At 55.6% G+C, this 25452-nt stretch carries 28 protein-coding genes and 1 pseudogene; 17 read left to right on the plus strand and 12 right to left on the minus strand.

Annotated features, from left to right (window positions below):
- Window positions 1–14 precede the first annotated feature (14 nt).
- The 6 genes from merA to IEX10_RS04485 are packed head-to-tail and all read right to left on the minus strand — an operon-like array spanning window position 15 to window position 2962.
- Window positions 15–1445, minus strand: a complete 1431-nt coding sequence (merA, locus tag IEX10_RS04460) for a mercury(II) reductase (RefSeq protein ID WP_188671273.1) — start codon at window positions 1443–1445, stop codon at window positions 15–17.
- 1 nt (window position 1446) lies between these two features.
- Complete coding sequence (locus tag IEX10_RS04465) at window positions 1447–1584, minus strand: hypothetical protein (RefSeq protein WP_188671275.1); 138 nt, start codon at window positions 1582–1584, stop codon at window positions 1447–1449.
- Entirely contained in the window at window positions 1585–1968 is a 384-nt protein-coding gene (gene merF / locus IEX10_RS04470; protein WP_188671277.1) for a mercury resistance system transport protein MerF, read from the minus strand.
- A complete protein-coding gene (locus IEX10_RS04475; protein ID WP_188671279.1) occupies window positions 1965–2216 on the minus strand; it encodes a hypothetical protein in 252 nt (83 codons plus the stop codon). The genes merF and IEX10_RS04475 overlap by 4 nt, the downstream gene beginning before the upstream one ends.
- Window positions 2217–2233: 17 nt before the next feature.
- The gene (locus IEX10_RS04480) at window positions 2234–2539 is read right to left on the minus strand and encodes a heavy-metal-associated domain-containing protein (RefSeq protein WP_188671282.1); all 306 of its coding nucleotides are present in this window, start codon (window positions 2537–2539) and stop codon (window positions 2234–2236) included.
- Between the two features lie 15 nt (window positions 2540–2554).
- On the minus strand, window positions 2555–2962 hold the full coding sequence (locus tag IEX10_RS04485) for a mercuric transporter MerT family protein (RefSeq protein ID WP_188671284.1): 408 nt from the start codon (window positions 2960–2962) through the stop codon (window positions 2555–2557).
- A 91-nt stretch (window positions 2963–3053) separates the two neighbouring features.
- Here IEX10_RS04485 and IEX10_RS04490 point away from each other — a divergent pair, with 91 nt between their 5' ends.
- Complete coding sequence (locus tag IEX10_RS04490; RefSeq protein ID WP_444543227.1) at window positions 3054–3452, plus strand: MerR family transcriptional regulator; 399 nt, start codon at window positions 3054–3056, stop codon at window positions 3450–3452.
- A gap of 308 nt (window positions 3453–3760) precedes the next feature.
- Window positions 3761–3943, plus strand: a complete 183-nt coding sequence (locus IEX10_RS04495; protein WP_188671288.1) for a helix-turn-helix transcriptional regulator — start codon at window positions 3761–3763, stop codon at window positions 3941–3943.
- A gap of 69 nt (window positions 3944–4012) precedes the next feature.
- Here IEX10_RS04495 and IEX10_RS04500 read toward each other — a convergent pair whose 3' ends face one another.
- Both IEX10_RS04500 and IEX10_RS04505 read right to left on the minus strand, forming a co-directional pair.
- A complete protein-coding gene (locus tag IEX10_RS04500) occupies window positions 4013–5128 on the minus strand; it encodes a hypothetical protein (protein ID WP_188671290.1) in 1116 nt (371 codons plus the stop codon).
- Between the two features lie 624 nt (window positions 5129–5752).
- Window positions 5753–6319 carry a recombinase family protein gene (locus IEX10_RS04505; RefSeq protein ID WP_188671292.1) on the minus strand — a complete coding sequence of 189 codons (567 nt, stop codon included), beginning with the start codon at window positions 6317–6319 and terminating at the stop codon, window positions 5753–5755.
- Between the two features lie 86 nt (window positions 6320–6405).
- Here IEX10_RS04505 and IEX10_RS04510 point away from each other — a divergent pair, with 86 nt between their 5' ends.
- The 6 genes from IEX10_RS04510 to IEX10_RS04535 all read left to right on the plus strand — a co-directional run bounded on the left by IEX10_RS04510 (window position 6406) and on the right by IEX10_RS04535 (window position 13336).
- A complete protein-coding gene (locus tag IEX10_RS04510) occupies window positions 6406–7848 on the plus strand; it encodes an NCS1 family nucleobase:cation symporter-1 (RefSeq protein ID WP_229678419.1) in 1443 nt (480 codons plus the stop codon).
- Between the two features lie 137 nt (window positions 7849–7985).
- On the plus strand, window positions 7986–9392 hold the full coding sequence (locus tag IEX10_RS04515; protein ID WP_188671294.1) for an NCS1 family nucleobase:cation symporter-1: 1407 nt from the start codon (window positions 7986–7988) through the stop codon (window positions 9390–9392).
- An 891-nt stretch (window positions 9393–10283) separates the two neighbouring features.
- Window positions 10284–11426 (plus strand): sensor histidine kinase, encoded by a 1143-nt coding sequence (locus IEX10_RS04520; protein ID WP_188671295.1) that lies wholly within the window; start codon window positions 10284–10286, stop codon window positions 11424–11426.
- The gene (locus IEX10_RS04525; RefSeq protein ID WP_188671297.1) at window positions 11423–12028 is read left to right on the plus strand and encodes a response regulator transcription factor; all 606 of its coding nucleotides are present in this window, start codon (window positions 11423–11425) and stop codon (window positions 12026–12028) included. The genes IEX10_RS04520 and IEX10_RS04525 overlap by 4 nt, the downstream gene beginning before the upstream one ends.
- A gap of 106 nt (window positions 12029–12134) precedes the next feature.
- A complete protein-coding gene (locus tag IEX10_RS04530; RefSeq protein WP_188671300.1) occupies window positions 12135–12617 on the plus strand; it encodes a GlcG/HbpS family heme-binding protein in 483 nt (160 codons plus the stop codon).
- A 56-nt stretch (window positions 12618–12673) separates the two neighbouring features.
- Complete coding sequence (locus IEX10_RS04535; protein ID WP_188671302.1) at window positions 12674–13336, plus strand: ankyrin repeat domain-containing protein; 663 nt, start codon at window positions 12674–12676, stop codon at window positions 13334–13336.
- Window positions 13337–13570: 234 nt separating this feature from the next.
- On the opposite strand, the gene IEX10_RS04540 is transcribed toward IEX10_RS04535, so the two are convergent.
- From IEX10_RS04540 to IEX10_RS04550, 3 genes and pseudogenes are all read right to left on the minus strand, one after another.
- Window positions 13571–14251 (minus strand): NYN domain-containing protein, encoded by a 681-nt coding sequence (locus tag IEX10_RS04540; RefSeq protein WP_188671304.1) that lies wholly within the window; start codon window positions 14249–14251, stop codon window positions 13571–13573.
- 322 nt (window positions 14252–14573) lie between these two features.
- Window positions 14574–15224 carry a tyrosine-type recombinase/integrase gene (locus tag IEX10_RS04545; protein ID WP_188671306.1) on the minus strand — a complete coding sequence of 217 codons (651 nt, stop codon included), beginning with the start codon at window positions 15222–15224 and terminating at the stop codon, window positions 14574–14576.
- Window positions 15225–15311: 87 nt separating this feature from the next.
- Window positions 15312–15620 (minus strand): annotated as a pseudogene (locus tag IEX10_RS04550) (Arm DNA-binding domain-containing protein); the annotation flags it as partial.
- Between the two features lie 421 nt (window positions 15621–16041).
- On the opposite strand from IEX10_RS04550, the gene alaS reads away from it, so the two are divergent.
- The 6 genes from alaS (at window position 16042) to IEX10_RS04580 (ending at window position 22857) form a co-directional block, all read left to right on the plus strand.
- The gene (gene alaS / locus IEX10_RS04555) at window positions 16042–18693 is read left to right on the plus strand and encodes an alanine--tRNA ligase (RefSeq protein WP_188671309.1); all 2652 of its coding nucleotides are present in this window, start codon (window positions 16042–16044) and stop codon (window positions 18691–18693) included.
- Window positions 18694–18978 (plus strand): DUF1330 domain-containing protein, encoded by a 285-nt coding sequence (locus IEX10_RS04560; protein WP_188671311.1) that lies wholly within the window; start codon window positions 18694–18696, stop codon window positions 18976–18978.
- Entirely contained in the window at window positions 18978–19262 is a 285-nt protein-coding gene (locus tag IEX10_RS04565) for a DUF1330 domain-containing protein (protein ID WP_188671314.1), read from the plus strand. The genes IEX10_RS04560 and IEX10_RS04565 overlap by 1 nt, the downstream gene beginning before the upstream one ends.
- A gap of 111 nt (window positions 19263–19373) precedes the next feature.
- The gene (locus IEX10_RS04570) at window positions 19374–20147 is read left to right on the plus strand and encodes an RNA methyltransferase (RefSeq protein ID WP_188671316.1); all 774 of its coding nucleotides are present in this window, start codon (window positions 19374–19376) and stop codon (window positions 20145–20147) included.
- A 60-nt stretch (window positions 20148–20207) separates the two neighbouring features.
- The gene (gene ctaA / locus IEX10_RS04575) at window positions 20208–21356 is read left to right on the plus strand and encodes a heme A synthase (RefSeq protein WP_188671318.1); all 1149 of its coding nucleotides are present in this window, start codon (window positions 20208–20210) and stop codon (window positions 21354–21356) included.
- 13 nt (window positions 21357–21369) lie between these two features.
- Window positions 21370–22857: a carboxypeptidase M32 gene (locus tag IEX10_RS04580; RefSeq protein ID WP_188671320.1), complete on the plus strand. Its 1488-nt coding sequence runs from the start codon at window positions 21370–21372 to the stop codon at window positions 22855–22857.
- A gap of 17 nt (window positions 22858–22874) precedes the next feature.
- Here the strand turns inward: IEX10_RS04580 and IEX10_RS04585 are convergent, their stop codons facing one another.
- Entirely contained in the window at window positions 22875–23669 is a 795-nt protein-coding gene (locus IEX10_RS04585; protein WP_188671322.1) for an enoyl-CoA hydratase, read from the minus strand.
- Window positions 23670–23737: 68 nt separating this feature from the next.
- On the opposite strand from IEX10_RS04585, the gene IEX10_RS04590 reads away from it, so the two are divergent.
- From IEX10_RS04590 to rpsI, 3 genes are all read left to right on the plus strand, one after another.
- A complete protein-coding gene (locus tag IEX10_RS04590; RefSeq protein ID WP_188671324.1) occupies window positions 23738–24169 on the plus strand; it encodes a PaaI family thioesterase in 432 nt (143 codons plus the stop codon).
- Window positions 24170–24351: 182 nt separating this feature from the next.
- Window positions 24352–24819 (plus strand): 50S ribosomal protein L13, encoded by a 468-nt coding sequence (gene rplM / locus IEX10_RS04595; RefSeq protein WP_188671326.1) that lies wholly within the window; start codon window positions 24352–24354, stop codon window positions 24817–24819.
- Complete coding sequence (gene rpsI, locus IEX10_RS04600; RefSeq protein ID WP_188671328.1) at window positions 24816–25322, plus strand: 30S ribosomal protein S9; 507 nt, start codon at window positions 24816–24818, stop codon at window positions 25320–25322. Before rplM ends, rpsI begins: the two co-directional genes overlap by 4 nt.
- Window positions 25323–25452 lie beyond the last annotated feature (130 nt).

Here is a 25452-nt window from a genome sequence, read left to right on the forward strand (position 1 = left end):
ATCCTCTTGATTTCTTATCCTGCGCAGCAGCTCAACTTTGCCACATCCATGTCGAAGGTCTGCGCAGCCAGCTTTAGCCCTTCCACTGTCGTCAGATAGGGAAAAATCGTTTCGCCCAATGCCTTGGTCGTCATGTCGAATTTTAAAGCCATGACCAGCGTCTGGATCGTGTCCGACCCTTCCGGTGCCACAATCTGACCGCCAAGCAGTCTGTCGGTGGCCTTGTCCGCCACCAGCTTGATCAATCCACGAGTATCGCGTGCGGCCAGCGCGCGCGGCACCTGATCGAGCGGCACAATGGACGTCTTCACATCGAATCCGGCGTCCCGCGCCTGTTGCTCACTCAGGCCGACACCAGCAACCTGCGGATCGGAGAACACGACCCACGGCATGACAGAATTGTCATAGGTTCGATCATCGCCCAGAACTGCGTTCCTGACCGCCAGTTTTGCACCGTAAGCCGCCATATAGACGAACTGGTCGCGGTCGGTCACATCGCCCGCCGCGTAAATGCCGGGCACCGTGGTCTGCATGTTGTCTCCGATGACGATGGACCCGCGTGCATCCGTCTCGACGCCAATCTCAGCGAGGCCCATACCGTCGGTGTTGGCGCGTCTGCCAGCCGTCGATACAAGATAATCCGCCGTGACCTCGACAGGTTCGCCGTCCTGCATGATCCGCAAGGTCACGCCCTGCGCATCGCGGCTCACGTTGTCATAGCTCAACCCGGTCAGAAGAGTGATCCCCTCAGCCGCAAAGACCTCGGTCAGAGCCTCCGACACTTCGGGTTCGGCACCCGGCAGCAGGTGGGATCGTGTGACAAGTGTGACCTTCACACCCATCCGGCTCATCATCTGCGCCAGTTCGGCCCCGATGTAGCCCGCACCGATAAAGATCAGGCTTTCCGGCAGGGTCTCAAGCTCCAGCAGGCCGGTGCTGTCGAGAGCGTCGATGTCCTCGATGCCGTCAATCGTCGGCAGGATCGAATGACCGCCTGTCGCGATGATCAGTTTCGGTGCGGTCAGGGTACGACGGCCGACAGTGATGCCGCCCTTTACCAAGCGCGCCGGACCCTCGTCGATGTAATCGACACCAGGATATTCCGGCAGAAGGTCGGCGTATTTCTTCTGGCGCAGGGTTGCGACCAGATCGTCTTTCGACTGGACCAGCGTGTGCCAGTCATCGACCTGGGCGTGACCGGACAGGCCAGGAAACCGCTTTGCCGCACGTGCGCCATGGATTGCCTCTGCCGCGCGGATCATCGCCTTGGACGGAACGCACCCGACGTTCACGCAGGTGCCGCCGATGGTGCCATGCCCGACAAGCGCGACCCGCTTGCCTGCGTCAACAGCGGTGATCGACGCGGAAAATCCCGCCGATCCGGCTCCAACTACAATCAGGTCATAGCCGCCGTTTCCGTCGTCATTCTCGTTGATATCTTTCATTTCAGCGTGCCTCGTCCAAATTAGAGTTCTTTCGTTTGGCAACGATCAAATAGATGATCGCACCAATGGCTATGAGCGGTGTCGCCATGCCAAGCATTCCGAAAAACATGCCGACCGCCGTGCAGGATTCCATCATCATTCAAGTCGTTCCTTTGGATTTCATTCGATTGAGGAAAAAGGCGTAGATGCCGACAGCCACGAAAGCACCGACCGTAAGGCGCAAGGCAAAGCGGAACTCGATCCAGATGATGAGAATCGACAGAACAGCAGCAAACGCCGTCGTCCAGAGTTTCGGGTTCGGTCCGACACGTCCGGCGCGCAGCCAGAGCGCCTGCGCCACGACGGCAAGGCAAAAGAACAGCAGCGGAAACAGCGCGTAGTCGAGCCAGCCGGAGAACGCCGACAGGCCCACGCCAGCAACGACGACGACCAGAAGGGGCGTGAAGCAACACAGGGCCGCAAACAGCGCGCCGCCCACTCCCCATTTCAACATGCGGTCGGAATTTTCATTTGTTTGGGTCAAGTTGGGTTCTTTCTGTCTGTTCGATGTTCAGTTGTCGCACGTCGCTTGGCTGCGCGACGGACCTCGCGGACGACAAGGAAGGTGAGCGCTGTTACCAGCGCGATGGAAACAACGCCAAATCCTGAAAGCCACGCTCCGATGCCGCCAAAGACCGCTACGAGAAGGGCCAGTCCGCCACCGCAGCACACGACCACGACCGGGGCCGCAATACCAAAGGCCAGCAGCCCGCCCATCAAATTGTCACGCATCGCCCGATCCCCTCGCGTCAGGACGCAGTGTCGGGCAGAATTTTGGCGGGATAGCCGTTCGCCATCACGGCCTCGATGATGCCTTCCGCGGTCGTCTTGGCATCATCAAAGGTGACGCTGTAAACGCCCTGACCATACTCGGGACCGTCCACGAAACCGTCGATCTCGACCGAGGGGACACCACGCATGGAGCTGGCAACGATGAAGGAACAGGAGGGACAGGTCAGCTCGCTGACCCCGATTTCGACGGTACGCTCTTCCGCGAACGCCGCCGAGGCGAACGCTGCAAGGCAAACAGCTGATGATAGCAAAGTGTGTCTCATGATTTTAATCCTTTCTCAGAATTTCAGAATCAAGGGTGTGATGTAGGGAAAGGCCATCGCCACGGCGACGATCCCAGATGCGGCCCATAGGGTCGCTCGCATGACTTTCCGGTTGATCGGACGAGCACAGGTCCCGTCAGCACAGGTAACCGGATCCACGGGTTTGTACGCCTTGTGGAACCCGTACCCGAGGAACGCGGCACTCAGCGCAAAGGTATACCATTTATAAGCGTAGAGCGCCCCGAGCTGCGCGATGAACACGCCGGTCACGCCGAAGCTCACCAGCACAAGCGGCAGGATGCAGCATGAGGTCATCGCCAGCGCACCGAGAACGCCGAAGCCGGTCGCGCCCCAGACTCCTGCCGTTTCGTTATTGGTTTGGCTGGTCTGATTGGCTGTCTGTGTCGCAACACTCTGTTCCATAGAATCGTCCTTGATCGGATATTTTCGCCGTTCTAAGGTCTGTAGCTGATACAGGCTCAAGAGGTTTTTGAGAAAAATGGATAACAGAAGCGTGAAACCAATCAGCCGGGGTGAACTGGCGCGCGTCACAGGCTGCAACCTCGAAACCATCCGCTACTATGAAACGGTCGGGATAATGCCGAACCCGCCGCGCACCGCAAAGGGGTATCGAAGCTACGACGATTCGCTTGTCCGACGATTGAAATTCGTAATGCGGTCTCGCGATCTGGGTTTTTCACTGGAAGAAATTCGTGGCCTACTCGGGTTAGTCGATGATCGGACCCAAACCTGCGCTCAGGTCCAAACCGTCGCAGAAGCCCATCTCGACGATGTGCAGGCAAAAATTGCCGACCTTATGCGGATCGAGCGTGTCTTGTCAGAGACAGTCGCACGATGCACCGGTGACGGCGCCCCTAAATGCGCTGTCATAGACGCGCTTCTAGAAGCATAAACTAACTACAATTCTGGGGTGCTAAATCGTTGGTAGCGCATAAAGCAGCCACCCTCCGCATCGCAGAAAATCGGTGGTTTGGGCTCGAAGCTGTCTTTCCCCGCAAAGTGGGAGGTCGGCTGCATTGGGCCGTTCGCGTAACATTGCAAACTCCACTTCCTCCGCTTAGCTGCCCTCGACTTACGCTTCAGCGGTGCACCGATATCGACCCAAAGACCTAGCCGCGTCCTTACTTCCCAGCCCACCCTTGAACCTGATATTAAACATCTCCTGCTAAGTTGTGACAAATCGTTCAAAAAGGAGAATACATGACGATTGATCGCATTTTGAGGCAGAAGGAGGTGATGCACCTGACGGGGTTGAGCCGGTCCACAATCTACCGACGGATACAGAGCGGGGAGTTTCCGTCTCAGATCAAGCTGACCGCTCGGCTGGTGGGCTGGCGGCAGAGTGATCTGCAGCGCTGGTTGGATAAGAGAGAGGACGCCTGACGCGCGCAGTGCGGCTGAACCGTCTCCAGGAGAACTGATACACATCCGCCATACCTACACACTTTTGTTTCAGGGCCCTTTCGCGGGCCCTGTTTCATTTTCATCGTCGGGCATCGGCTCTTCCTGTTCCAAGAGGGTCTCTAAATCGTCGATTACCTCTTCATCGTTAACGTCATCGGCGAAGGGTGCTCTCTGCTTAGGCAGGTCGAACTCACGAACTGTTCTGCCACCCGAGCGTTCTCGATGGTCCGGTGCGTTTTGTGTCGTCCAGTGAGACCTGTTTGCAGGTGTCAGGGGTGGCGGAACAGGCAGTGGCTTCTGCGGGCGCCCCAGAGTGGCCTTGATGCTGCGGCTCCAGTTCTTGAAGAACCGGAACAAGGCCTCCCAACCATCCCCGTCTAGAAAGCTCCAATCCAGAACGCTATGAGCAAGCCCAGCATCCCCAGTTGGAGTATCCCGAAGGCGATCTGCCCTATCAACAGCCTGCGCTGAGCCGATTGCATTTCCTTTGTCCGATTTTGGATCAGACTGCCTAGGGTTTTCAGCTGCTTGTGTGTTTCCGTTTGGCGGTTCGCCAGTACCGTCATGTCTTGCCTGATCTTGTCCGTGGACTTCTTTTGAATCTGGAAAGTCTTCTCTACCTGATGCAGTGACTTGAGTGTCGGGTGCATCGCTTGCTCCATCAGGGCGGGCATCTCGGCGATCCGCGCCTGTGTCTGTGTGTTCGAGGCGCGGGTCTGTGCCAGTGCCTCCTGTAGTGGTACGGCCAAGGCTACGCTTTTTTGCTCCGACAACTGCCGGAAAGTCTCTGTCTGGCTCATATGAAAATCCTCTTTCTGTTAAATTCTTTAAGGTAAAACTGCGGCCGAGCTTGGAGGCCGATATGTGATGCTCCTCAAGCCCAAAGGAGAAGCCGGATAACCTGCCGGTCGTCTCGGAGACATTCGGGCGCACATCGACGCCGCAGGCCTCTAACGCCTCTACAAAGTCGGTGGCGGTGATCCGCGCGGAAGTCAGATCCTTCAGCAGACCTTTCAGTTGGGCTTTACTGGAGATCACACCCCGATGGGCCATCTCGAACTCACCGCGTTTCGGTGCTGCGATATGATCCCGTGCCTTGTCAGGGTCGAGCAGATGGGACGGGTCCACGCGGACCAGATCAAAGCGCTCTCGAGAAAAGATCATCCTGTTGCCTGAAGACATGCACCGTAGCGTGCCCTGCGTTGGGCACTTCGCTTCCCATTTCGACAAAGTTCAAATTTCGTCCGGACACTTCGCAACCGCTGCATATTACCGTGTGAATCTAGACTGCGACTTTTACTTTGATGACGAGTTCGGTCACGAAGACGAAGGCACACCATACTGGTCTTGGTAGTGTCACGTATCTTTTGCTGTCGAAAACAAAAAGCGGTCGTTGGCGCAGCCGCAGCGAATTTCCGCAAAGTCCGCATTTTTCCAGTTCGCGGCAGCGATTATGGAGGTCGGCTATCGCAGTTTGAGATCACAACCTGTTTGGTAACTTTGGGCTGGGACCAGTCATCCAGCTGGTCGCGATGCTGCGTGCAACGTCAAGTTAGGAGTGCCGCAGCGCCGCAAGTCCGGTTTGAGCCCAGACTAACCGATGCTGCAAGGTGCATGAACGACCGAAAAGTCTCATTAGCTGCCATTTGCATTGGGCCCTTCTGGATTGTCTGTCCATTGGCGGATCTCGCCGAGAACCATTATGCCTGGGCTGAGAACAGGCCGTTAGATTGGCAGAGAAGTAAGCCCGCTATCGTTGTGCCATCGATTAAGCTGAAACCGAACGACCTAGCCCGTTTCGGTTGGCATCGTCTTGAGGCGGGAGATTGTTGATCTACTTACGCCCAAGAGCCTGCCGATCTCTGCTGCGGTCTTGCCCATCGACAGTAGGGAAAGCGCCTCAGCCCGGTCGGTCTCGCTTAGCTTCTTGGGTCGCCCTTTGCTCAGCCCGATAGACTTTGGGCGATCTTCGACAGCGCGGCTTTCCAGATCAGCCAAACCCAACTCGTAATCTATAACACCGCCAAGGATATCCAGAACCACCTCTGCGCGTTCGCCCTCAGTGTTGGCCCAAGGCTCTGCAATTGAACGAAATGCAGCTCCTTTTTTGCGCAGCATTTCTATCAGATTAAGAAGCTCAGCGATTGAATCGGCGACGGCTGACAACCTTGACACAACGACAACGTCCCCGGCTGAAACATCCGCTAGAAAAGTTTCCAGCGAGTTCGCCCCATCATCTCCGTCTGCAGTAGTATCGCTCCAAACACGATCGCAGCCTTGCCGCTGAAGCTCGCTTAGCTGGACTTCATTTCGATACAATTTTGCCGATACGCGCGCATATCCGATTTTTACCATTTGCGTTCATACTCGCCGTTGTTCTTGACTAATGCACGCGGTTCTGCACGACCATAGCGTTGGGCCAAAGAAAAGACAATCACTCCATGAGCCATCGGGACGCTATGCGGGACGCATCAACTCAAATTCACAAAGATCCCAGCCTCTATAATGAGGATCTAGCACCGACGCCTTCAGGCGAGCGCGACTGGGGCTGGTTTGAGCTGCTCAACGTATGGGCCAATGATGTGCAATCGCTGTTTGGTTATACATTGGCGGCATCACTTTTTGTGACCTACGGACTGAATGGGTGGGCGGTGTTTGCCGGAATCGTACTGGCAGGTTTTGTCGTCATGGGCCTGGTCAATCTGATCGGCAAACCCAGCGTCGAACACGGGATTCCATTTCCCGTTATGGCACGCGCCAGCATGGGCGTGCGGGGCGCAAATTTCCCAGCCATGATCCGCGCCGTCGTCGCCATCTTTTGGTTTGGAGTTCAGACCTATTTTGCTTCAACCGCGCTGGCGCTGGCGCTTATTGCACTGATTGGGTCAAATGGCCCGTCCGTCTTTCTGGGCTTTAGTTCCATCCAGTGGATCGCCTTCTTGGCGGTATGGGCATTTCAGATCACGTTATTTTGGAACGGGATCGATCTCATCGTGAATTTCCTCAATTTCGCGGGTCCATTTGTCTACGTTGTGATGGTGACACTTGCCGTTACGATCTGGATCGAGGTTGGTAATGATCTGTGGCTGGAACTTGGTACGATCTTTCGTGGCACAGGCAACTATCATGGCAGTTCGCTGGGGGCATTTGTCGCCATTGTCGGCACTATGATCGCCTATTTTTCAGCTGTTATCATCAACTTTGGCGATTTCTCGCGGTTCGTGCGCTCGGAGCATGAGATGCGCAAAGGCAACCTGCTGGGTCTACCAATAAACATCGCCTTCTTTTCATTGATTGCCCTGATCGTGACAGCAGGGACTGTTGCGCTTTGGGGTGAGCCGATGACCAATCCAACAGACATTGTTGCCCGCATAGATTCATTGCCTTTGACAATACTTGCAGCAATTACATTTTTCGCCGCCACGGTCGGGATCAACCTTGTCGCAAACTTCATCCCACCCGCCTATGACCTTGCAAACCTGATGCCCAGCCGGATCAATTTCCGTGTCGCTGGCATCATCACGTCTGCCTGTGCGTTGGTGATCGGGGGCCTTTGGGTGTCGACAATCAGTCAGATCGGAATCTTGGGTCTTGTGAACACATTGGGGGCCGTTCTGGCACCGGTCTACGGCATCATCGTTGTCGATTATTATCTGGTCAAATTCGGCAAGCTGGATGTTGACCAGCTCTTCTCGGCGGCGTGCGACGGAGAATATTTCTACACCAACGGCTGGAACATTGCGGCAATCGTGTCCTTCGTTTTACCAGCAACATTTTCAGTCCTGACGGTTTGGGTTCCGATGCTGAATGCTCTTTCGGGATTCGCATGGGTGATCGGCGCAGGGTTTGGAGGCGTCTTCTACTGGGCAATCGCGAAGCGTTAGCGCGGTAATTTATCCGAAGCCTTCGGGCGGGGGAGTGGCCACGTGACAAGGCCAAGATTGGACAGGGCAGTCAGCCCAAGCCAAGTCACGCACAAAACAAATAGGGGACAATCCCCACATCCATCTTGGAGGAAGACATGGACAGTAAAAGCACGACGAATCCCGAAGGGGATACACTAAATCCTGCAACACCGGACGAAAAAACTTGGGGGTCGTTCGCGATCTTCAACGTCTGGGCCAACGATGTGCAATCGCTCTTTGGCTATTCATTGGTTGCCTCGCTCTTTATCTCGTTTGGCGTCGGGGGTTTGACAGCATTTGCAGCGTTGATCGCCTCTGGGCTTTTCGTAATGTTCATGGTGAACCTTTCTGGTGCACCCGGTGAAAAGTACGGCATTCCGTTTCCGGTTCTAGCGCGCTCCAGCATGGGCACGGCAGGTTCCAAATTGCCAGCTGTCCTGCGCGCCGTTGTGGCGGTGTTTTGGTACGGTGTTCAGGTCTATTTCGCATCCACTGCACTCTCGTTGCTGATCCGTTCGCTAACAGGCATCAGTGGTGGAACGGAGATGCTGGGATTGACCGGAATTGATTGGCTCTCTTTCGTTGTTGTTTGGGCCATCCACATCGCGATCTTCTGGCGCGGCATGGGCTGGGTTGAAAAATTCCTCAATTTCGCCGGGCCGTTTGTCTATATCGTAATGATCGGTCTTGTGATCGTGCTTTGGCAGCGTGCTGATGGGCAATTGCTGAGCGCGACTGCAACAATCTTTGCTAATCCAGAGGGGACATTCAGCACTGAACTCAAAGGCTTCATCGCTATTTTTGGAACCATGGTCGCCTATTTCTCAGCTGTGATGATCAACTTCTCTGACTTCTCACGCTATTCTCGTAGCAAGGCATCCATGAAAATAGGCAACCTGACCGGATTGCCGCTGAACATGATCCTGTTCTCAGCATTGGCGCTTTTGACAACAGGTGGTGCTGCCGTTGTGTTTGGCGAAGCTATCATCAACCCAACCGAGATTGTCGAAAGAACTGACAGCGTTTTGTTGGCCATTATCGCGGCGATCACGTTCTTCGCAGCGACTGTAGGCATCAATCTGGTTGCGAACTTCATCCCTGCGGTGAATGGCATCGCCAACCTCGCACCGGGCAAGATCAGCTTCCGTCAAGCGGGTTTGGCCACGTCAGTCTTTGCCTTGGTTATCGGTGGACTGTGGACGGCCGTCATCTCAAACATCGGGATTTCTGGGTTCGTTAACACACTTGGTGCAACGCTGGCACCGATCTTCGGTATCATGATTGTTGATTACTACAAGATTCGCAAAGAAGAGCTGAACGTTGATGACCTCTACAACTTGGAAGGTGGAGACTATCATTACGGGAATGGCTGGAACGACAAGGCACTGATGGCCTTTGGGATTGCTTCCGTGTTCTCAGTCGCGACGGTTTGGGTCCCAGCATTGGGCTTCTTGTCAGGCTACGCTTGGATCATCGGCGCAATCCTTGGCGGCGTTGTCTATCTTGCGGTTACAAAAAAGTAACTTTCGAACGACGCCTAGCTATGGGCTGCCCCCAACTGGGTGCCATTCGTGGCACCCTCTTTTACTCACGACTTGCGATGGCTTCGGTTTGGCGGTCGTTGCTGCTTTAGAGAACAGACCAGACATTCCTAGCTATCTCCGCAATGTCGGTTTTGTCCGCACACCGGACCTTCGCCCTTCAAAAATGCTGCACGATGCACGAATGGCTGGTCTCGGGAAGCCGCAATGCGGCACCCACGCTAGGCATGAAGGTCGGCTCTGGGCTGGGACCGGTCATCCGGTTGGTCGCGCCGAAGCCTGCAAGGTCAAAATTTGCGTGCCTCACCGCCGCAAGTCCGGTTTGAGCCCAAATTAACAAATGCTGCAAGTTGCATAGATATCCGCTCCCTTACCCCGACGAAAGTATGGAAATTGACAAATCATTTATGCGCGGAATCTCGATCGGGTTGTCATCGCGGCAAAGCCTTTGACCGTAGAAATACGGATTGGAGTTTGCGGCTACACCTGCGATGAATGCTGATGACTGCCACAACCTCAAACAATTTCTGGCGATACGCTTTGTTATGGGCGTTTGCCGTCATGCTCACGCTAAGCGGGATGGCGCTTTTTGAACGACAAAGTCTGGTCCGTGAACTGACCGTCAAAAGTGCGACGCTGCATCGCTTGGCCTCCCAGCGGGCGGATCAGCATGACGCGCATCTGACATCTCTGTCTGCGATTTTTGTGGCGGGCGGGGGTGAGCGACAAGATTTGTTGTTGGATGTCGCCGCGACTATCACTCGATTCTATCCGCGTATCACGTCGGTGAATGTCGTCCCATACGACCCGTCGCAACCGGTGATAGAAACGCAGCCCAGGCAATCGGCACAACCGAGGGAGCGCATTATTGAAATGGCCCGCCGCTCAACCGGAGCTTTGGAAATCGGCCAAGTGACAGAACTACCGGATCACTACCTGCTTGTAAAACGCACGCCCAATTCTGATGCGGCACAGCACGGTTTGGCGCTTATAATCGACGCGCGTGCGCTGATTGCCACGGAAGATCCGTTTTGGGACGCGCCATCGGCGTCTTTGCGTCTTTCCACACCGGACGGCCAAACGGCATTGGTGGGTCAGGTTTCACCGGCTGAGACCGGGTTTTCCAAACCGCTTGGCAGTGTGTCGCAACCTTTGGTGTTTGAAACCTCCTTGGCCATAGGGCTGTCTGATCTCTTGCCGGTTGGGAAAGCGGTTTCAGTCATTGCACTGGTCACGACACTCTTTTTGCTGTCGGCTTTCGGTTTCAAGCAACGCGCGCGCACCAAAGATGCAGAGAACAGCGCCAAGCTGAGCGCGCAGGAAACGCGGCTTGCCCATGCCTCTCGCGTCAATGCGATGGGTGAAATGGCTAGCGGCATGGCCCATGAGCTGGCCCAACCGCTGACCGCGATCCTGAGCCAAGCACAGGCTGGCAAACACTTAGCGCGGCGCGGTGACGTCGCGCGTCTTGGCACTGTGTTGGACGACACGGTATCCCAAGCACAGCGTGCGGCGAACATCCTTGATCGCTTGCGACGATGGAGCAAACCGAACCGTGCCCCATCTGAGGCCTGTTCGGTCCATGAAGCCGCCCAAAGCGTGCAGAACCTGCTGACATTGGAGGCCAAGACGAACGGGGATGCGATTATCTTATCGTTGCATGATAGTCCCCTCTTTATCGACGCCGATCCGGTCGAGTTAGAACAGGTTGTAATTAATCTGGTGCGCAACGCGCTCGATGCCTCGGACGCGGCACAGGTCATGATCCGCACACATGTCGTAGGTCACTCGGTCATTTTAGATGTCAGCGATACTGGGCCAGGAGTGCCTGAGCACCTCAAGCCCCGCATCTTTGAACCTTTTGTAACTGGCAAACCGGATGGAACGGGGCTTGGCCTCGCGCTGTGTCAAAGCCTGGTTGATGAAATGGGCGGCGATATCGCGCTGTTGGACAACACCAAACAGACCACGTTCCGCTTGTCCCTGCCGCTTTCGACCAAGGCTGTCGCACCATGACGAACCATGTTTACCTCGTTGATGATGATGAGGCCGTTCGCAACGCCTTAAGCCTTCTGTTGGAAACCGTCGGGCTGAATGTGCGCAGCTTTGCATCGCCCGAGACATTTTTGGCGCAAGCGGCAGACCTGACGCCGGGCTGCCTGATCCTTGATATTAGAATGCCTGCGATTTCGGGCCTTAAACTCCAAGAAAGGCTGACCGACCAAGGCGTGTCATGGCCCACGGTGATCATCAGTGGACACGGCGATATCGAGGCGTGTCGGCGCGCTTTTCGCAATGGGGCGATTGATTTCCTCAGCAAACCTGTGGACGAACAAGACCTGACCGACGCGATCCAGAAGGGTCACGGCGAGCTTGAAACCCACCAACAAGCCTCGGCAGAACGTGCCGAGGCAGTGGCGTTGGTCCAGCACTTGTCCACACGGGAGCAAGAAGTTCTTGAAATGATCGCGAAGGGTCTGACGACTAAACAAATCGCCGATGCGCTGACCCTGTCGCCCCGAACGGTTGAAAGTCACCGCGCAGCAATTGCGGCCAAGGCAGGCACGTCTTCGGCGGCTGAACTCACGCGGTATTGGCTGGACGCCAACGCGGAATAACACGCGGATCAGTAGAACTACGGACACCTTTGCGGATGCTACGAATATCGCGAGTCAGCGCGGCGAATTAGAAACGGAGCATCAGTTCAACAAAAGGAAATACACAATGATCCGTTCCATCACTCTTGCCACAGCTCTGCTGACACCCATCGCAGCCTTCGCCCAAGACCTGCCCACAGCACCTTACTTGCCGCTCGAGATGGCAACCACAGCCGCCCAAGCCGCTGTCGCTGCATGTTCTGCTGAAGGCCACAACGTCAGCGTCGCAATCGTTGCGCGCAGCGGTGAGACCAAAGTGCTTTTGCGCGCTGACAATGCAGGCCCGCATACTGTCGGTTCCAGCACAGGCAAAGCGTTCACATCCGCCAGCATGGGCCGTGACACGGCAGGTATTGCGGACTTTATCGGTGGAAACCCTGAGAATGGTGGTCTGCGCGATATGGACAGCCGTTTGGTCATTCAGGCTGGCGGTCTGCCAATCCGGATCGGTGGCGCATTGGTCGGTGGCATCGGTGTCGGTGGCGCACCATCCGGCGCGATTGACGAGACATGTGCCCGTGCAGGTCTTGACGCAATCGGCGCTGAATAATCCAATCGCGGCTCGCCCTTCATCGCGGCGGGCCACTCACTTTGAAAGGTGACACGATGTTTCGTTTCTTACTGCTTGCCGTAATTCTTACCGCTGGAACCGCCCAAGCTCAGACCGCTCCATCCGCCTCAGACATCGCTTCTTACACAGGCTTGCACCTTGCCGCCCACGAGGGCGACGTGGATGAGATCAACCGTTTGATCACAACAGGTTCCGACGTGGACATCCGCGATCTGTCACAGCGCACGCCTGCACATGTCGCAGCATTTGCGTCGCACGATGACGCTCTGATCGCACTGGCCAATGGTGGCGCAGACATGAATGCCCTCGAAAATCGTGTTTATGATGTGCTGACAATCGCAGCCGTCGCCGACGATCCTGAAATGGTATCGCTGGCAATGGAACTTGGAAACGCACCGGATCTGATCACCAGCGTTTATGACGGCACAGCCCTTATTGCCGCCGCTCACCTTGGACATCACGACGTGGTCGCGCGTCTTGTCGAAGGTGGCGCACCGCTTGACCATATCAACAATCTCGCATGGACTGCTTTGATCGAGGCAGTCGTCTTAGGTAACGGCGGCCCGGATCATATCAAAACAGTGCAAATCCTCGTTGATGCAGGAGCAGATAAATCCATCGGAGATCGCGATGGCGTCACACCGCTTCAATACGCCACGTCACGCGGTTACGCCGAAATGATCGAAATCCTGCAATAGGAGGTAGGGCAATGACCCTACCAAATCGTGCTATTTTGAAGGCAGCCGTGCCCACCAACCTCAATGCAACCTTCCCATAGCAGCCGTTGGCGCAACCGCAGCGAAATGGCGCTCTGTCCGCAGACTGTGAGGTCGGCCACCGCTGAATTTTGCGCTCGCAGCGAATGGCGGCAATACGGGCTGCGACCGCAGCATAAGAGCTGGTCGGTGAATGTCTCTTATGGGCCGATTTGTTCAATTGCCAAAACCTTGAGGCACAAACCTAACCTTCGCCTCTGGTCCACGTGGGTCAAGCTGGTAGAGTTCTGGACGCTTTGAAAGATAAGCGCGCCAAGTCCGTTCGACATGTGAACTTATCTTCACACCATGCGAAGAGTGCATTTTGGGTGCTAATTCCGAAATTCGCATGCCAAGTCCATTTTTGCTATGAATGGCAATCATTGCACGTATCTTTTCGTCCAACTTGGATGGGCCATCACGCCGTTGAATTGTTGATTTCGGAGGCATGACATCAAGTTTGGAGATCACGGTCGAGAATTCGGTACAAGCCGCAGGAAACGAGAATTGTGCCTTGCCTTCGCCAAGACCATACACCTCAGCGCCTCGTTCACGAAGTCGGTAAGCGAGATGAGAGAAATCTCCGTCAGATGTTGCTATTACGAACGTCTGAATCTCACTAAGTTGACAGGTTTCAATGGCGTCGATGGAAAGCAGAATGTCTGCACCATTCTTTCCTGGACCTGCATGGACAAAACGGAAACCTAGAGCTTCCATCCTACCCGAGGCCGGATGTGCGCCGCCGTACACGCGGGCCACATCTAAACGCCCCAATTGCTTTGCGAAGGCCATTATCTCTTCGCTGAAACAAGGGCTGATGTTGTCTCCATCAACAAAAAGAGCAATTGACGATCCCATGCTTTATTCCATTCTCATATTCTCAATATCAACGTTAGATAGACTTCGAACTTGTCAAAAATTGGTCCTAACGTTGATCCAGCCAAATCCAACGTCCGCAATGCGAAAGCTGCACCGCAGAGCTTTATTGGATGACCAAGGAAAGCATTGGGCCGTTCATGTTCATTAAAGCTAAGGTCAGAATTTTCTCGATGCAGGCGAAGTCGATGGATTTCTGCACCAAGAAATGGTTTGAGCTCTGCGTCAGACTTGAATGTCCACCGTTGACACATACCAGTCATACGAAGGCTTATATGGATTACCTGAGAACTGACGCTTAGCATCATTTCCCACCAACCAAATTTTCCGCCCAATCCGCCAAGTATGGCTTCCGGCGCTCCAGATAATCCGCGCGGTTATAGGCATCTTCCACATCGTTGACGGCAAAGTGCCCGAGGCAGGCTTCAGCCACCTCTCGGGCGCATTCTGTGCGTTCGGACAGCCATGTGCGCAATGTAGAGCGGAAACCGTGGGGGCGGGCTTCAAGGCCGCGCTCGACCATGTAGTTGCGCATGGACATCTTGTTCAGGGGACCGCCACGGCTGTTGGGAAAGAGATAGCCGTTCTGCTCTATCGCGCGGGCGAGATCGATCACGCGCAGGGCCTCATTGGACAGAGGCGCACGGAAGGGTTTGGTAAAGCCTTTGTGGCCTTTGACATGCTCTACAGGTACCGTCCAGACGTCCTCGATGATCTGCTCAAGCTGCATGTTGTTGACCGCATTCGAACGCACTCCTGTCAGCATCAGCATGCGGAGCGCCAGTTCTGCGGGTGCTAGTTCTCCGAGCGATTGGTAAGAGGCTGGTGCCTCAGCCCAGTCGAGCGCGGCGATATGGGTAACCGTGTGCCTTGGTGCTCCAAGCAGGATACGTGCTTGGTCGATGATGCCGAGGTTCACGTCAAAGCCTTCAGCGATTGCATAGCTCAGGATCACCTTCAGTCGGGAAAGAGCCTTCTTTGCTGTAACAGGAGACGTCTCCCAGCCACGGGACAGTGCTTGCTTAATGTCATGTTGGTCAATCTAGACGACCGGCATCATTCCGAGATGGGGCAGAAGATGGTATTTGATCGGGCTGAACCACATCCCGTCCGCCCCTTCATGCTTCAGCGTAGAGCGATGGGCTTCGAATGCAGCATCGGCTAGTACAAGAAACCGACCTTCCTGTGCGCTTGCATGGTTTCTCTGCCGCCGCTTGATCTTGATTGGATCATCGCCGTTCGCCACAATCCGCCGCACATCATGGGCCGCTTTCCGCGCTTCTGCGAGAGACAGGAGGGGATAGGAGCCAAGCCCCATCTCGCGCTGCCGACCGAACAGCGAAAACCGGAAGGTCCATCGTGCCTGCCGTCTTTCCTCTTAAACAACCATAAGCCCTGTCCGTCGCAATGCTTGCCGGGCGGCAAGAATTTTAACTGCGCGACTGTAAAGAAATTGGATTTTGCCATAAGGGTACCTCCGAAATATCTACAAACGCAGATGGTACTGCCCGGAAACTTCCGGACCGCGCTGAGACGCTACCGCACTCTTATTAAAGCACGATTTAAATCTCAGAGCGTTCGTGAAAGCGCTTGATACGAAGGATATACCCCTCCGGCGGGAGTATTTGGGGAACATTGAATGTGCTTTAAGGCGCCGCGGGCTTTGTCTGCGGCGCCTTGCGTTTCGGCGTGGTTAAATGGGATGTGGACAGAATGCACAGGCAGGGTATAACCGCCCCTGACAAATTTCCAAAGACTGCAAAGGCATACACATGGTTGGCGTAAACGATATCCGCAGCACGTTTCTGTCCTATTTTGAGAAGAACGGCCATGCGGTTGTAGACAGCTCTCCGCTGGTGCCGCGCAATGACCCGACGCTGATGTTCGTGAACTCCGGAATGGTGCAGTTCAAGAACCTGTTCACCGGCGCGGAAACGCGGGACTACAAACGGGCGACTTCGGCGCAGAAATGTGTGCGTGCAGGGGGCAAGCATAACGATCTGGATAATGTGGGCTATACCGCACGGCACCATACATTCTTTGAGATGCTGGGAAACTTTTCCTTTGGAGATTACTTTAAGGAAGAGGCTATTCCTTTCGCGTGGAACCTGATCACCGAAGAATTCGGTATCGACAAATCCCGTTTGGTGACAACGGTTTATCACACAGACGACGAGGCGTTTGAAATCTGGAAGAAACTGGGTGTTCCAGAGGACCGGATCATCCGCATCGCGACATCTGATAACTTCTGGCAGATGGGGCCGACTGGTCCGTGTGGTCCGTGTACCGAGATTTTCTATGACCACGGCGATCATATCTGGGGCGGGCCTCCGGGTTCGCCTGAAGAAGACGGCGACCGGTTTATTGAGATCTGGAACGTGGTTTTCATGCAGAACGAGCAGTTCGAGGACGGCTCTATGCGGGCTCTGGACATGCAGAGCATTGACACCGGCATGGGGTTGGAGCGGATCGCGGCGCTGTTGCAGGGCAGCCATGACAACTATGACACCGACCTGTTCAAAGCGCTGATCGAGGCTTCGGCCCAAGGCACGGGCGTTGATCCTTATGGCGATCAGAACGTGCATCACCGTGTGATTGCGGATCACTTGCGGTCGACCTCTTTCCTGATTGCGGACGGTGTGTTGCCCTCTAACGAGGGGCGTGGCTATGTGCTGCGCCGGATCATGCGGCGCGCGATGCGCCATGCCCATCTGCTTGGCGCGAAAGATCCTTTGATGTGTCGTCTTGTGCCCGAACTGGTGCGCCAGATGGGGCAGGCCTATCCCGAACTTGGCCGTGCGCAGCCGATGATCGAAGAAACGCTGCTGCTGGAGGAAACCCGTTTCCGCACTACTCTGGATCGGGGGCTGAAGCTGTTGGATGCAGAACTGGAGGGCATGGCAGAAGGTCAGGCGCTGGAAGGGGAAACCGCGTTCAAGCTCTATGACACTTACGGGTTCCCGCTGGATCTGACGCAGGATGCGCTGCGCGAAAAAGGCGTCGAAGTTGACACAACCGGATTTGATGCCGCGATGGAAGCCCAGAAAGCCAAAGCGCGCGCGGCTTGGTCCGGTTCGGGTGAGGCAGCAGATGAATCTGTCTGGTTCGATATTGCGGACGCGGAAGGCCCGACAGAGTTTCTGGGCTATGATACCGAAGAAGCGGAAGGCCAGATCCGCGGGGTTATCGTGGATGGCAAACCCGTTGAGAAGGCCGAATCCGGTGCGGCGGTGCAGGTGGTTTTGAACCAGACACCGTTCTACGCTGAAAGCGGCGGTCAGGTGGGTGACACTGGTGTCATCAAGACGGCCAATGGTGAAATTCGTGTGTCGGATGTGAAGAAAAAAGCTGGTGTCTTTGTGCATATCGGGACCATAATTGACGGTTCGATTGCTAAGGGAGAAGCCGCGGAGCTGGTTCTGGATCACGCACGTCGCAGTGCGATCCGTGCGAACCACTCGGCAACGCACCTGTTGCACGAAGCCCTGCGTCTGGCGCTTGGCGAGCATGTTGCACAGCGCGGGTCGTTGAATGCTGACGATCGGTTGCGGTTCGATTTTAGCCATTCCAAAGGCATGAGCCTTGAGGAACTTAATCAGGTGGAGCGGGAGGTGAACGCCTATATCCGCCAGAACTCGCCCGTGGATACGCGGATTATGACCCCTGATGAGGCCCGCGAATTGGGCGCACAGGCGCTGTTTGGAGAAAAATACGGCGATGAAGTGCGGGTTGTCTCTATGGGGCAACTGGATGGCAGCGGTAAGGGCAGTGACAAGCGGACCTATTCGCTGGAACTTTGTGGTGGCACCCATGTGCGGCGCACGGGTGATATCGGCGCTTTTGTTCTGCTTGGCGACAGTGCCAGCAGTTCCGGTGTGCGCCGGATTGAGGCGCTGACCGGACAGGCGGCGCAAGATTATCTGCGCGGGCAGGACCATCTGCTGGCCGAGGCTGCGCTGGCGTTGAAAGTGCCTGCAAACGATGTCCCTGCACGGATCAAAGCCTTGCAGGATGAACGCAAGGCGCTTCAGAACGAAGTGGCAGAGCTGCGCAAACAGGCCGCGATGGGCGGTTCCGGCGGTGGATCGGACGCTGAGGATGTGAACGGCGTTCCCTTCCTTGGTCAGATTCTGGCGGATGTGCCGGGCAAGGATTTGCGCGGATTGATTGACGAGCACAAGAAGCGGCTTGGCAGCGGGGCGATCCTGTTGATCTCTGGCGCGGGTGGCAAGGCTGCGGTTGCGGCAGGGGTGACGGATGACTTGACGGACCGTGTCTCTGCGGTTGATCTGGTCAAGGCGGCTGCGGCGGCTTTGGGTGGCAAAGGTGGCGGTGGTCGTCCTGACATGGCGCAGGCGGGTGGACCGTCCGCTGACAATGCCGAGGCTGCGATCACGGCGGCCAAAGAAATTCTGGAGGGTTAAATGACTGTTTACACAATGGCGCATATAGATGTGCATGACGAAGAAGAATACGCACGCTACGCCGAACTGGCTGGACCTGCGGTAAAACAATACGGCGGCGTCTTTCTGGCGCGTGGCGGGGAAACTGTTGTGATGGAAGGTCAGGCGCGGTCGCGTAACGTGATCATCCAGTGGCCTGACATGGACACAGCCAAGGCGTTTTATAACGGTCCGGAATACCAACGCGCACTGAGCCACGGTCTGCCGGCGGCAAAACGCGATTATCTGTTCGTGGAGGGCGTGTAATGGCGGCTTATGTTATTGCACAGATCGAGGTGACGAACCTTGACGGCTATATGGAATATGCCAGCCAGACGGTTGCTTGTGCTGAGAAATTCGGCGGGCGCTTTCTGGTAAAGGGTGGTGCTGCGGAATGGATCGAAGGCGATGGTGCGGCACGTAATGTGGTCATCGAATTTGACAGCACAGAGGCGGCCAAGACCTTTTATTACTCTGACGAGTATCAGAAAATTCTGCCTCTCGCGTTGAAAAATTCCAACCGTTCTATGGTTCTGGTTGAAGGCGTTTAAGTCTTACACGTTCTAACAATTTTGGGGAAGGCGGCTCTGACGGGGCCGCCTTTCTTGATCTTCGGCCCCTTGCAGCGTAACAGGCAGGCCAGCACATTCAGGAGTCGTTACATGTCCGGTACAGATCACGCTAAAGCCGCCGAATGGGGCGGACCCCAGCCAGCGGTTATTCTGGTAGAACCCCAGATGGGCGAGAATATCGGTGCGGCGGCGCGGGCGATGTGGAATTTCGGTCTGGAGCGGATGCGCATCGTGAACCCTAGGGATGGGTGGCCGAACCAGAAGGCTGTCACAATGTCGAGCGGTGCGGCTAGGGTGATCGACGCGGTGCAGGTGACGCAAACCACTGAAGAGGCGGTTCAGGACCTGAACTATGTTTTTGCAACCACGGCGCGGGGGCGGGATCTGACCAAACCTGTGGTGACACCGGAGCGGGCAATGGAACAGGCCCGCGCGATGGTGGCCGAGGGGCAGAATGTGGGTATTCTATTCGGGCCGGAGCGTTCGGGCCTTGAAAACCCTGATATTGCGCGGGCGAATGCGATTATTTCCGTGCCGGTTAATCCAGCTTTTGCCTCGCTCAACCTTGCGCAATGTGTGTTGTTGCTGGCCTATGAATGGCGCCGCCAACAAGGGGATGCGGCGCCAGAAGTTCTGGAACTGGCAGGGACAAAACACGCCGAAGCCATTGAAATCCAGAAGCTGAGCGAAACGCTTGAGGCGCGGCTGGAGTCCGTTGGTTTCTTCTGGCCGGATCACAAAGCCGAAAGCATGGTGACGAACCTGCGCAACATGATCTCGCGGATGCCGCTGACACAGGCCGATGTGCGGATGTTCCACGGCGTCATCAAGTCGCTGGCAGACAAGCACCCGAAGTCCCGTTAACCATTGATCGCGCCTGCCGCCCGTCCTAGATAAAGACGAGCATTTTGAAAGGCGCGGCCCATGAGCAAGACACGCAGCATCTTTGAAGAGGTTTCCAGCGAGAAACCGGCTTCTGACGTTTCTAAAGGCGGGTCCAAAGGTGGGTTAATTGACGCCGGAAAAACCGGTGCGCGCCGTGCCATTGCAGTGTGGTTAATGGTGCTGTTTGCCTTGGTGGCGCTGATGATCCTTGTGGGCGGGATGACCCGTTTGACGGACAGCGGCCTGTCCATCACGGAATGGAAGCCAGTCACCGGTGCGATCCCGCCGCTAAGCGAAGCGGTGTGGAGCGACGAATTCGCGAAATATCAGGCAACACCGGAATATCAGTTACAGAACAAGGGGATGAGCCTTTCCGAGTTCAAGACGATCTTTTGGTGGGAATGGGGCCATCGCCAGTTGGGCCGCCTTGTGGGTTTGGTTTGGGCGCTTGGCTTCTTTTACTTCCTGCTGCGCCGCCAAATTCCCAAAGGGTGGACCGGACGGCTGCTGCTTGTGGGCGGGCTTGGTGGCCTGCAAGGCGCGATTGGTTGGTGGATGGTGTCCTCTGGCCTGACCGGACGAATGGTGGATGTGGCCTCTTATCGGCTGGCAACCCATCTGGGGCTGGCGTTCATTATCCTTTGCGTATTGATCTGGTACGCATGGCAGTTGCAGCGCCGCGAAATGGATTTGTTTCAGTCCCGCCGTAATCAGGAAAAACCGCTGGTGACGCTATCTACCGTGATGCTGGCGCTGGTTTTTGCGCAAATCCTGCTGGGGGCGTTGGTGGCTGGTATTGACGCGGGCCGTGGCTATATCGACTGGCCGCTGATGAACGGAGAGTTCCTGCCGTCGGAGTCTTTTGATTACGTCCCGTTCTGGACCAACTTCTTTGAAAATCCCGCGCTGGTGCAGTTCAATCACCGGATGCTGGGCTATGTTGTTTTGCTTGGTTCACTCTACCTCTGGTTTTCGTCTCGCAGCTCGGCTATTGTCGCGACACGGCGCGCGGCTTTGATTGCTCTTGGCATGGTGGTGGCGCAGATGGTTATGGGGATTGTGACTGTGATGCACGCAGCCCCGGTCCATCTGGCGATCTTCCATCAGGTGGGCGCTGTGATTGTTATTGTAAGTATTTTGAACGTCCGTTTTTCTGCGCTCTACCCGAAAGCGCAAAAGCTTAGATAATTGAGGTGATTTGATGAATTCCAAGACAGCTTATGCGGCGCTGGCCGACCATTTTCGCGATGTGGTGGCTTTGGGGCAGGTGTCTGGACTGCTCGGCTGGGATCAGGAAACCATCATGCCCAAAGGGGCCGCCGCGCAGCGTTCCGAGTGGATGAGTGCCCTTGAAAAGTTGAGCCACAGCCAGCGCACCGATCCACGCATTGCCGAGTGGCTCGACGCAGTTGAAGGGGCGGACCTGAATATGGTGGAGGCGGCAAACGTGCGCCTGATCCGCCGCCAGTTTGAGCGCCAGTCCAAAGTGCCGGCCGCACTCGCCAGCCAGATCGCGCGGGTGACCTCTCAGGCCCAAGGGGTTTGGGCCAAAGCGCGGGAAGCGGGTGATTTCTCGGCGTTTCAGGATGTGCTGACAGAAGTGCTCGCGCTGCGCCGCGAAGAGGCGGCAGCACTGGCGCAAGGCGGTAATCTATATGATGCGCTGTTGGAAGATTACGAACCGGGCATGAAGGAACCGGAACTGGTGACGCTGCTTGGCGGGTTGCGTGACGGTTTGGTGGACCTGCGGGGCAGGGTGGGCGCAAGCGATGCGGTTATTCCTGACATTCAGGGCAGTTTTTCCCACGGGCAGCAGACCATGATCGCCCACGAGCTTGCCACTGCTTTTGGCTATGACTGGTCGCGCGGGCGGCTTGATTTCAGCGTCCATCCGTTTTCCAGTGGCAGCTTTAACGATGTGCGGATCACCACCCGCGTGTCCGAAACCGATCCGTTCAACTGTTTCTATTCCACCATCCACGAAGTTGGCCACGCCACCTATGAGCAGGGGATTTCGCAGGATTACGGGCTCAGCATGCTGGGGCGTGGCGTGTCTATGGGCGTGCATGAAAGCCAGTCCCGTATTCTGGAGAACCAGCTTGGTCGCAGTCGCGCCTTCACCGGCTATCTGTTTAACCGCATGACCGAGGTGTTCGGTGATTTTGGCATCAGCGACGCGGAGAGCTTTTACCGTGTGGTAAACAAGCTGCATCGTGGCTTCATTCGTACCGAGGCAGACGAGGTGCAGTATAACCTGCACGTCCTGCTGCGCTTTGATCTGGAGCGCAAGATGATTGCCGGAGAGTTGGAGGTGGCCGATCTGGAAGCCGCTTGGAACGAACGCTTTGAGAAAGATTTCGGCTATCCGGTGGACCAGCCTGCGAATGGTGTTTTGCAAGATGTGCATTGGTCCGTGGGGCTGATCGGATATTTCCCGACCTATTCCTTGGGCAATATCTATGCGGGCGAATTGTTTGCGGCGATGTCGGGCGATTTGCCTGATCTGCAAGAAGATCTAGGCAAGGGCGATACCAAGGCCGCGCTGGCGTGGTTGGGGGATAAGATCCACCAGCATGGCGCCTTGTACGAGCCACGGGAAACCATCACCCGCGCGGTGGGCCATGCGCCAACCGCCAAACCTTTGTTGGCCTATCTGAACGCCAAATTCGGCGATATTTACGAACTGTAACCTATCGGCGGGGTCGCTTAATTCTGCGACCACTCCGGCGCACGCTTTTCAAGAAACGCCGCGATGCCTTCTTCGGTGTCGCGGTAGAGCATATTCTGCGCCATCACATCGCCCGTGTAGGCATAGGCCTGATCAAGCGGCATTTGGATCTGCTCGTAAAACGCCTGTTTCCCGATGGCCACCGCCGCGCCCAGCTTGGCAGCAATCTGTTCTGCCAGAGCCTGCGTTTCCTGTTCCAGTTCAGCGGGTGACACCACTTTGTTCACCAGCCCGAGGTCTTGGGCCTTTGATGCAGGTATAAATTTCCCGGTTGTCAGCATTTCAAACGCATGTTTGCGGGGGATATTGCGGGACAGGGCCACCATCGGGGTGGAGCAGAACAGGCCGATATTCACCCCGTTCACGCCGAACTTTGTCTCGGTATCCGTCACCGCCAGATCGCAGCTTGCCACCAGCTGGCACCCTGCTGCCGTGGCCAGCCCGTGGGGTTGGCAGATCACCGGCTGGGGCAGTTTGGGGATCGTCGTCATCATTTTTGTGCATTTGGCAAACAGGTCGAGGAAATACTGCTTTCCGCCGTCTTCAGCCTGCCGCGCTGTTGTCATTTCTTTAAGGTTATGTCCGGCGCAAAACGCTTTGCCATTGCCTTTAAGGATCACCACGCGGATGGATTTGTCCTGCATCAGCGCGTCAAACTGGCCCTGAAGTGCGTCGAGCATATCATCAGACAGCGCGTTCAGGGTGTGCGGTGTGTTCAGGGTCAGCGTGGCAATCGCGCCGGAATCGTTGCGTAACAGGATGTCGGAGGTCATCGTTTCCCCTTGTTTGGTCGTGCCGTTTGACCCAAACCTTAGACAAGACAACAGGCCGAGGAAAGACCATGCCCCTTAAAATGACCATAGAAGAGCTGCGCGATTTCTTTGAAGACGTTTTCCCGCAAGTTAAGGAAGACTTCGTGATCGAAGAGATGAACGAAGACGAGATCACTGTTCGTCTGAAAGTCTCGGACAAGCACCTGCGTCCGGGTGGCACGGTTTCGGGGCCGTCCATGTTCGGACTGGCAGATGTTTGCTTCTACCTGATCATCATGGGCAATGTCGGACCAAAGGCACTGACGGTGACAACCAACTGCTCCATCGACTTCATGCGCAAGCCGGAACCCCGCGATATGATCGCTAAGGCCCGTCTGCTGAAATTGGGCAAGGCTTTGGCTGTCGGGGATGTCATGCTGTATTCGGAAGGTATGGACAAACCGGTTGCCCACGCCAATGTGACCTATTCCATACCGCCACGGGATGAATTTGTGCGTTAATGGGGCTGGAAATACCCCTTGTTGAGTGGGGTATAATGATACCATAATTTTAAGGTATTGTTTTTCCACATCTTTAATGGGTTTTTTGTAATTGACTGGACCGCTCAGACGGGTAGAACTGGCGCAGAATTCGACGGGGCCTTCTGGCCTTGTTTTCACTTCCAGAAATTGGACCTAAAACCATGAAAACTTTCTCAGCAACGCCTGCTGATATCGACAAGAAATGGATCCTGATCGACGCAGAAGGCGTTGTTCTGGGCCGTTTGGCGTCGATCGTAGCCATGCGCCTGCGTGGCAAGCACAAGGCATCTTTCACACCGTCTATGGATATGGGCGATAATGTTATCATTATCAACGCCGACAAAATCCAGATGACTGGTAAGAAACGCACCGACAAGATCCACTACTGGCACACCGGTTATCCGGGTGGGATCAAATCCCGCACTGCCGGTCAGATCCTTGAAGGCAAGCACCCAGAGCGTCTGGTCACACAGGCCGTTAAACGGATGCTGCCAGGTGGCCCTCTGTCCCGTGAGCAAATGACAAACCTGCGCGTTTACGCAAGTGCAGAGCACCCCCACGAGGCGCAAAACCCCGAAGTGCTGGATGTCAAAGCGATGAACCCTAAAAACACGCGGAGCCAGTCATGAGCGACGAAATCAAATCCCTGGACGATCTGAAAGACGCTGTAGAAGCTTCTGACATCGTGATCGAAGACGCTGCTGGCGAACCTGCTGCTGTTACCCGCGAAGCCGTGCGTGACGAACTGGGCCGCTCCTATGCGACAGGCAAACGGAAAGACGCGGTTGCCCGTGTCTGGATCAAACCCGGTTCCGGCAAAGTAACCATCAACGGCAAGCCGCAAAACGAATATTTTGCACGCCCTGTTTTGCAGATGATCCTGGCACAGCCATTTGAAATCGCTGGTGTTGTTGGCGAATTTGACGTGATGGCGACTGTTAAAGGTGGCGGTCTGTCTGGTCAGGCTGGCGCTGTAAAGCACGGTGTTTCCAAAGCGTTGCAGCTGTACGAACCATCCCTGCGCGCAGCCCTGAAAGCTGCCGGCTTCCTGACACGCGACTCGCGCGTTGTGGAACGTAAGAAATACGGCCGTGCCAAAGCGCGTAAGAGCTTCCAGTTCTCCAAGCGTTAAGCTTTACGAACAAGTTATCGAAAAGGGGCGGTGTTTCACTGCCCCTTTTTTTGTGCGTTCCGAAAGGGACTTCTTTCAAACACTGCTTTACCAGTTCGCTGCGCAGCGTTACTTGTACGTCCAAACAGCG

Source organism: Neptunicoccus cionae, assembly GCF_014643735.1.
In the GTDB taxonomy this organism is placed as follows: domain Bacteria; phylum Pseudomonadota; class Alphaproteobacteria; order Rhodobacterales; family Rhodobacteraceae; genus Amylibacter; species Amylibacter cionae.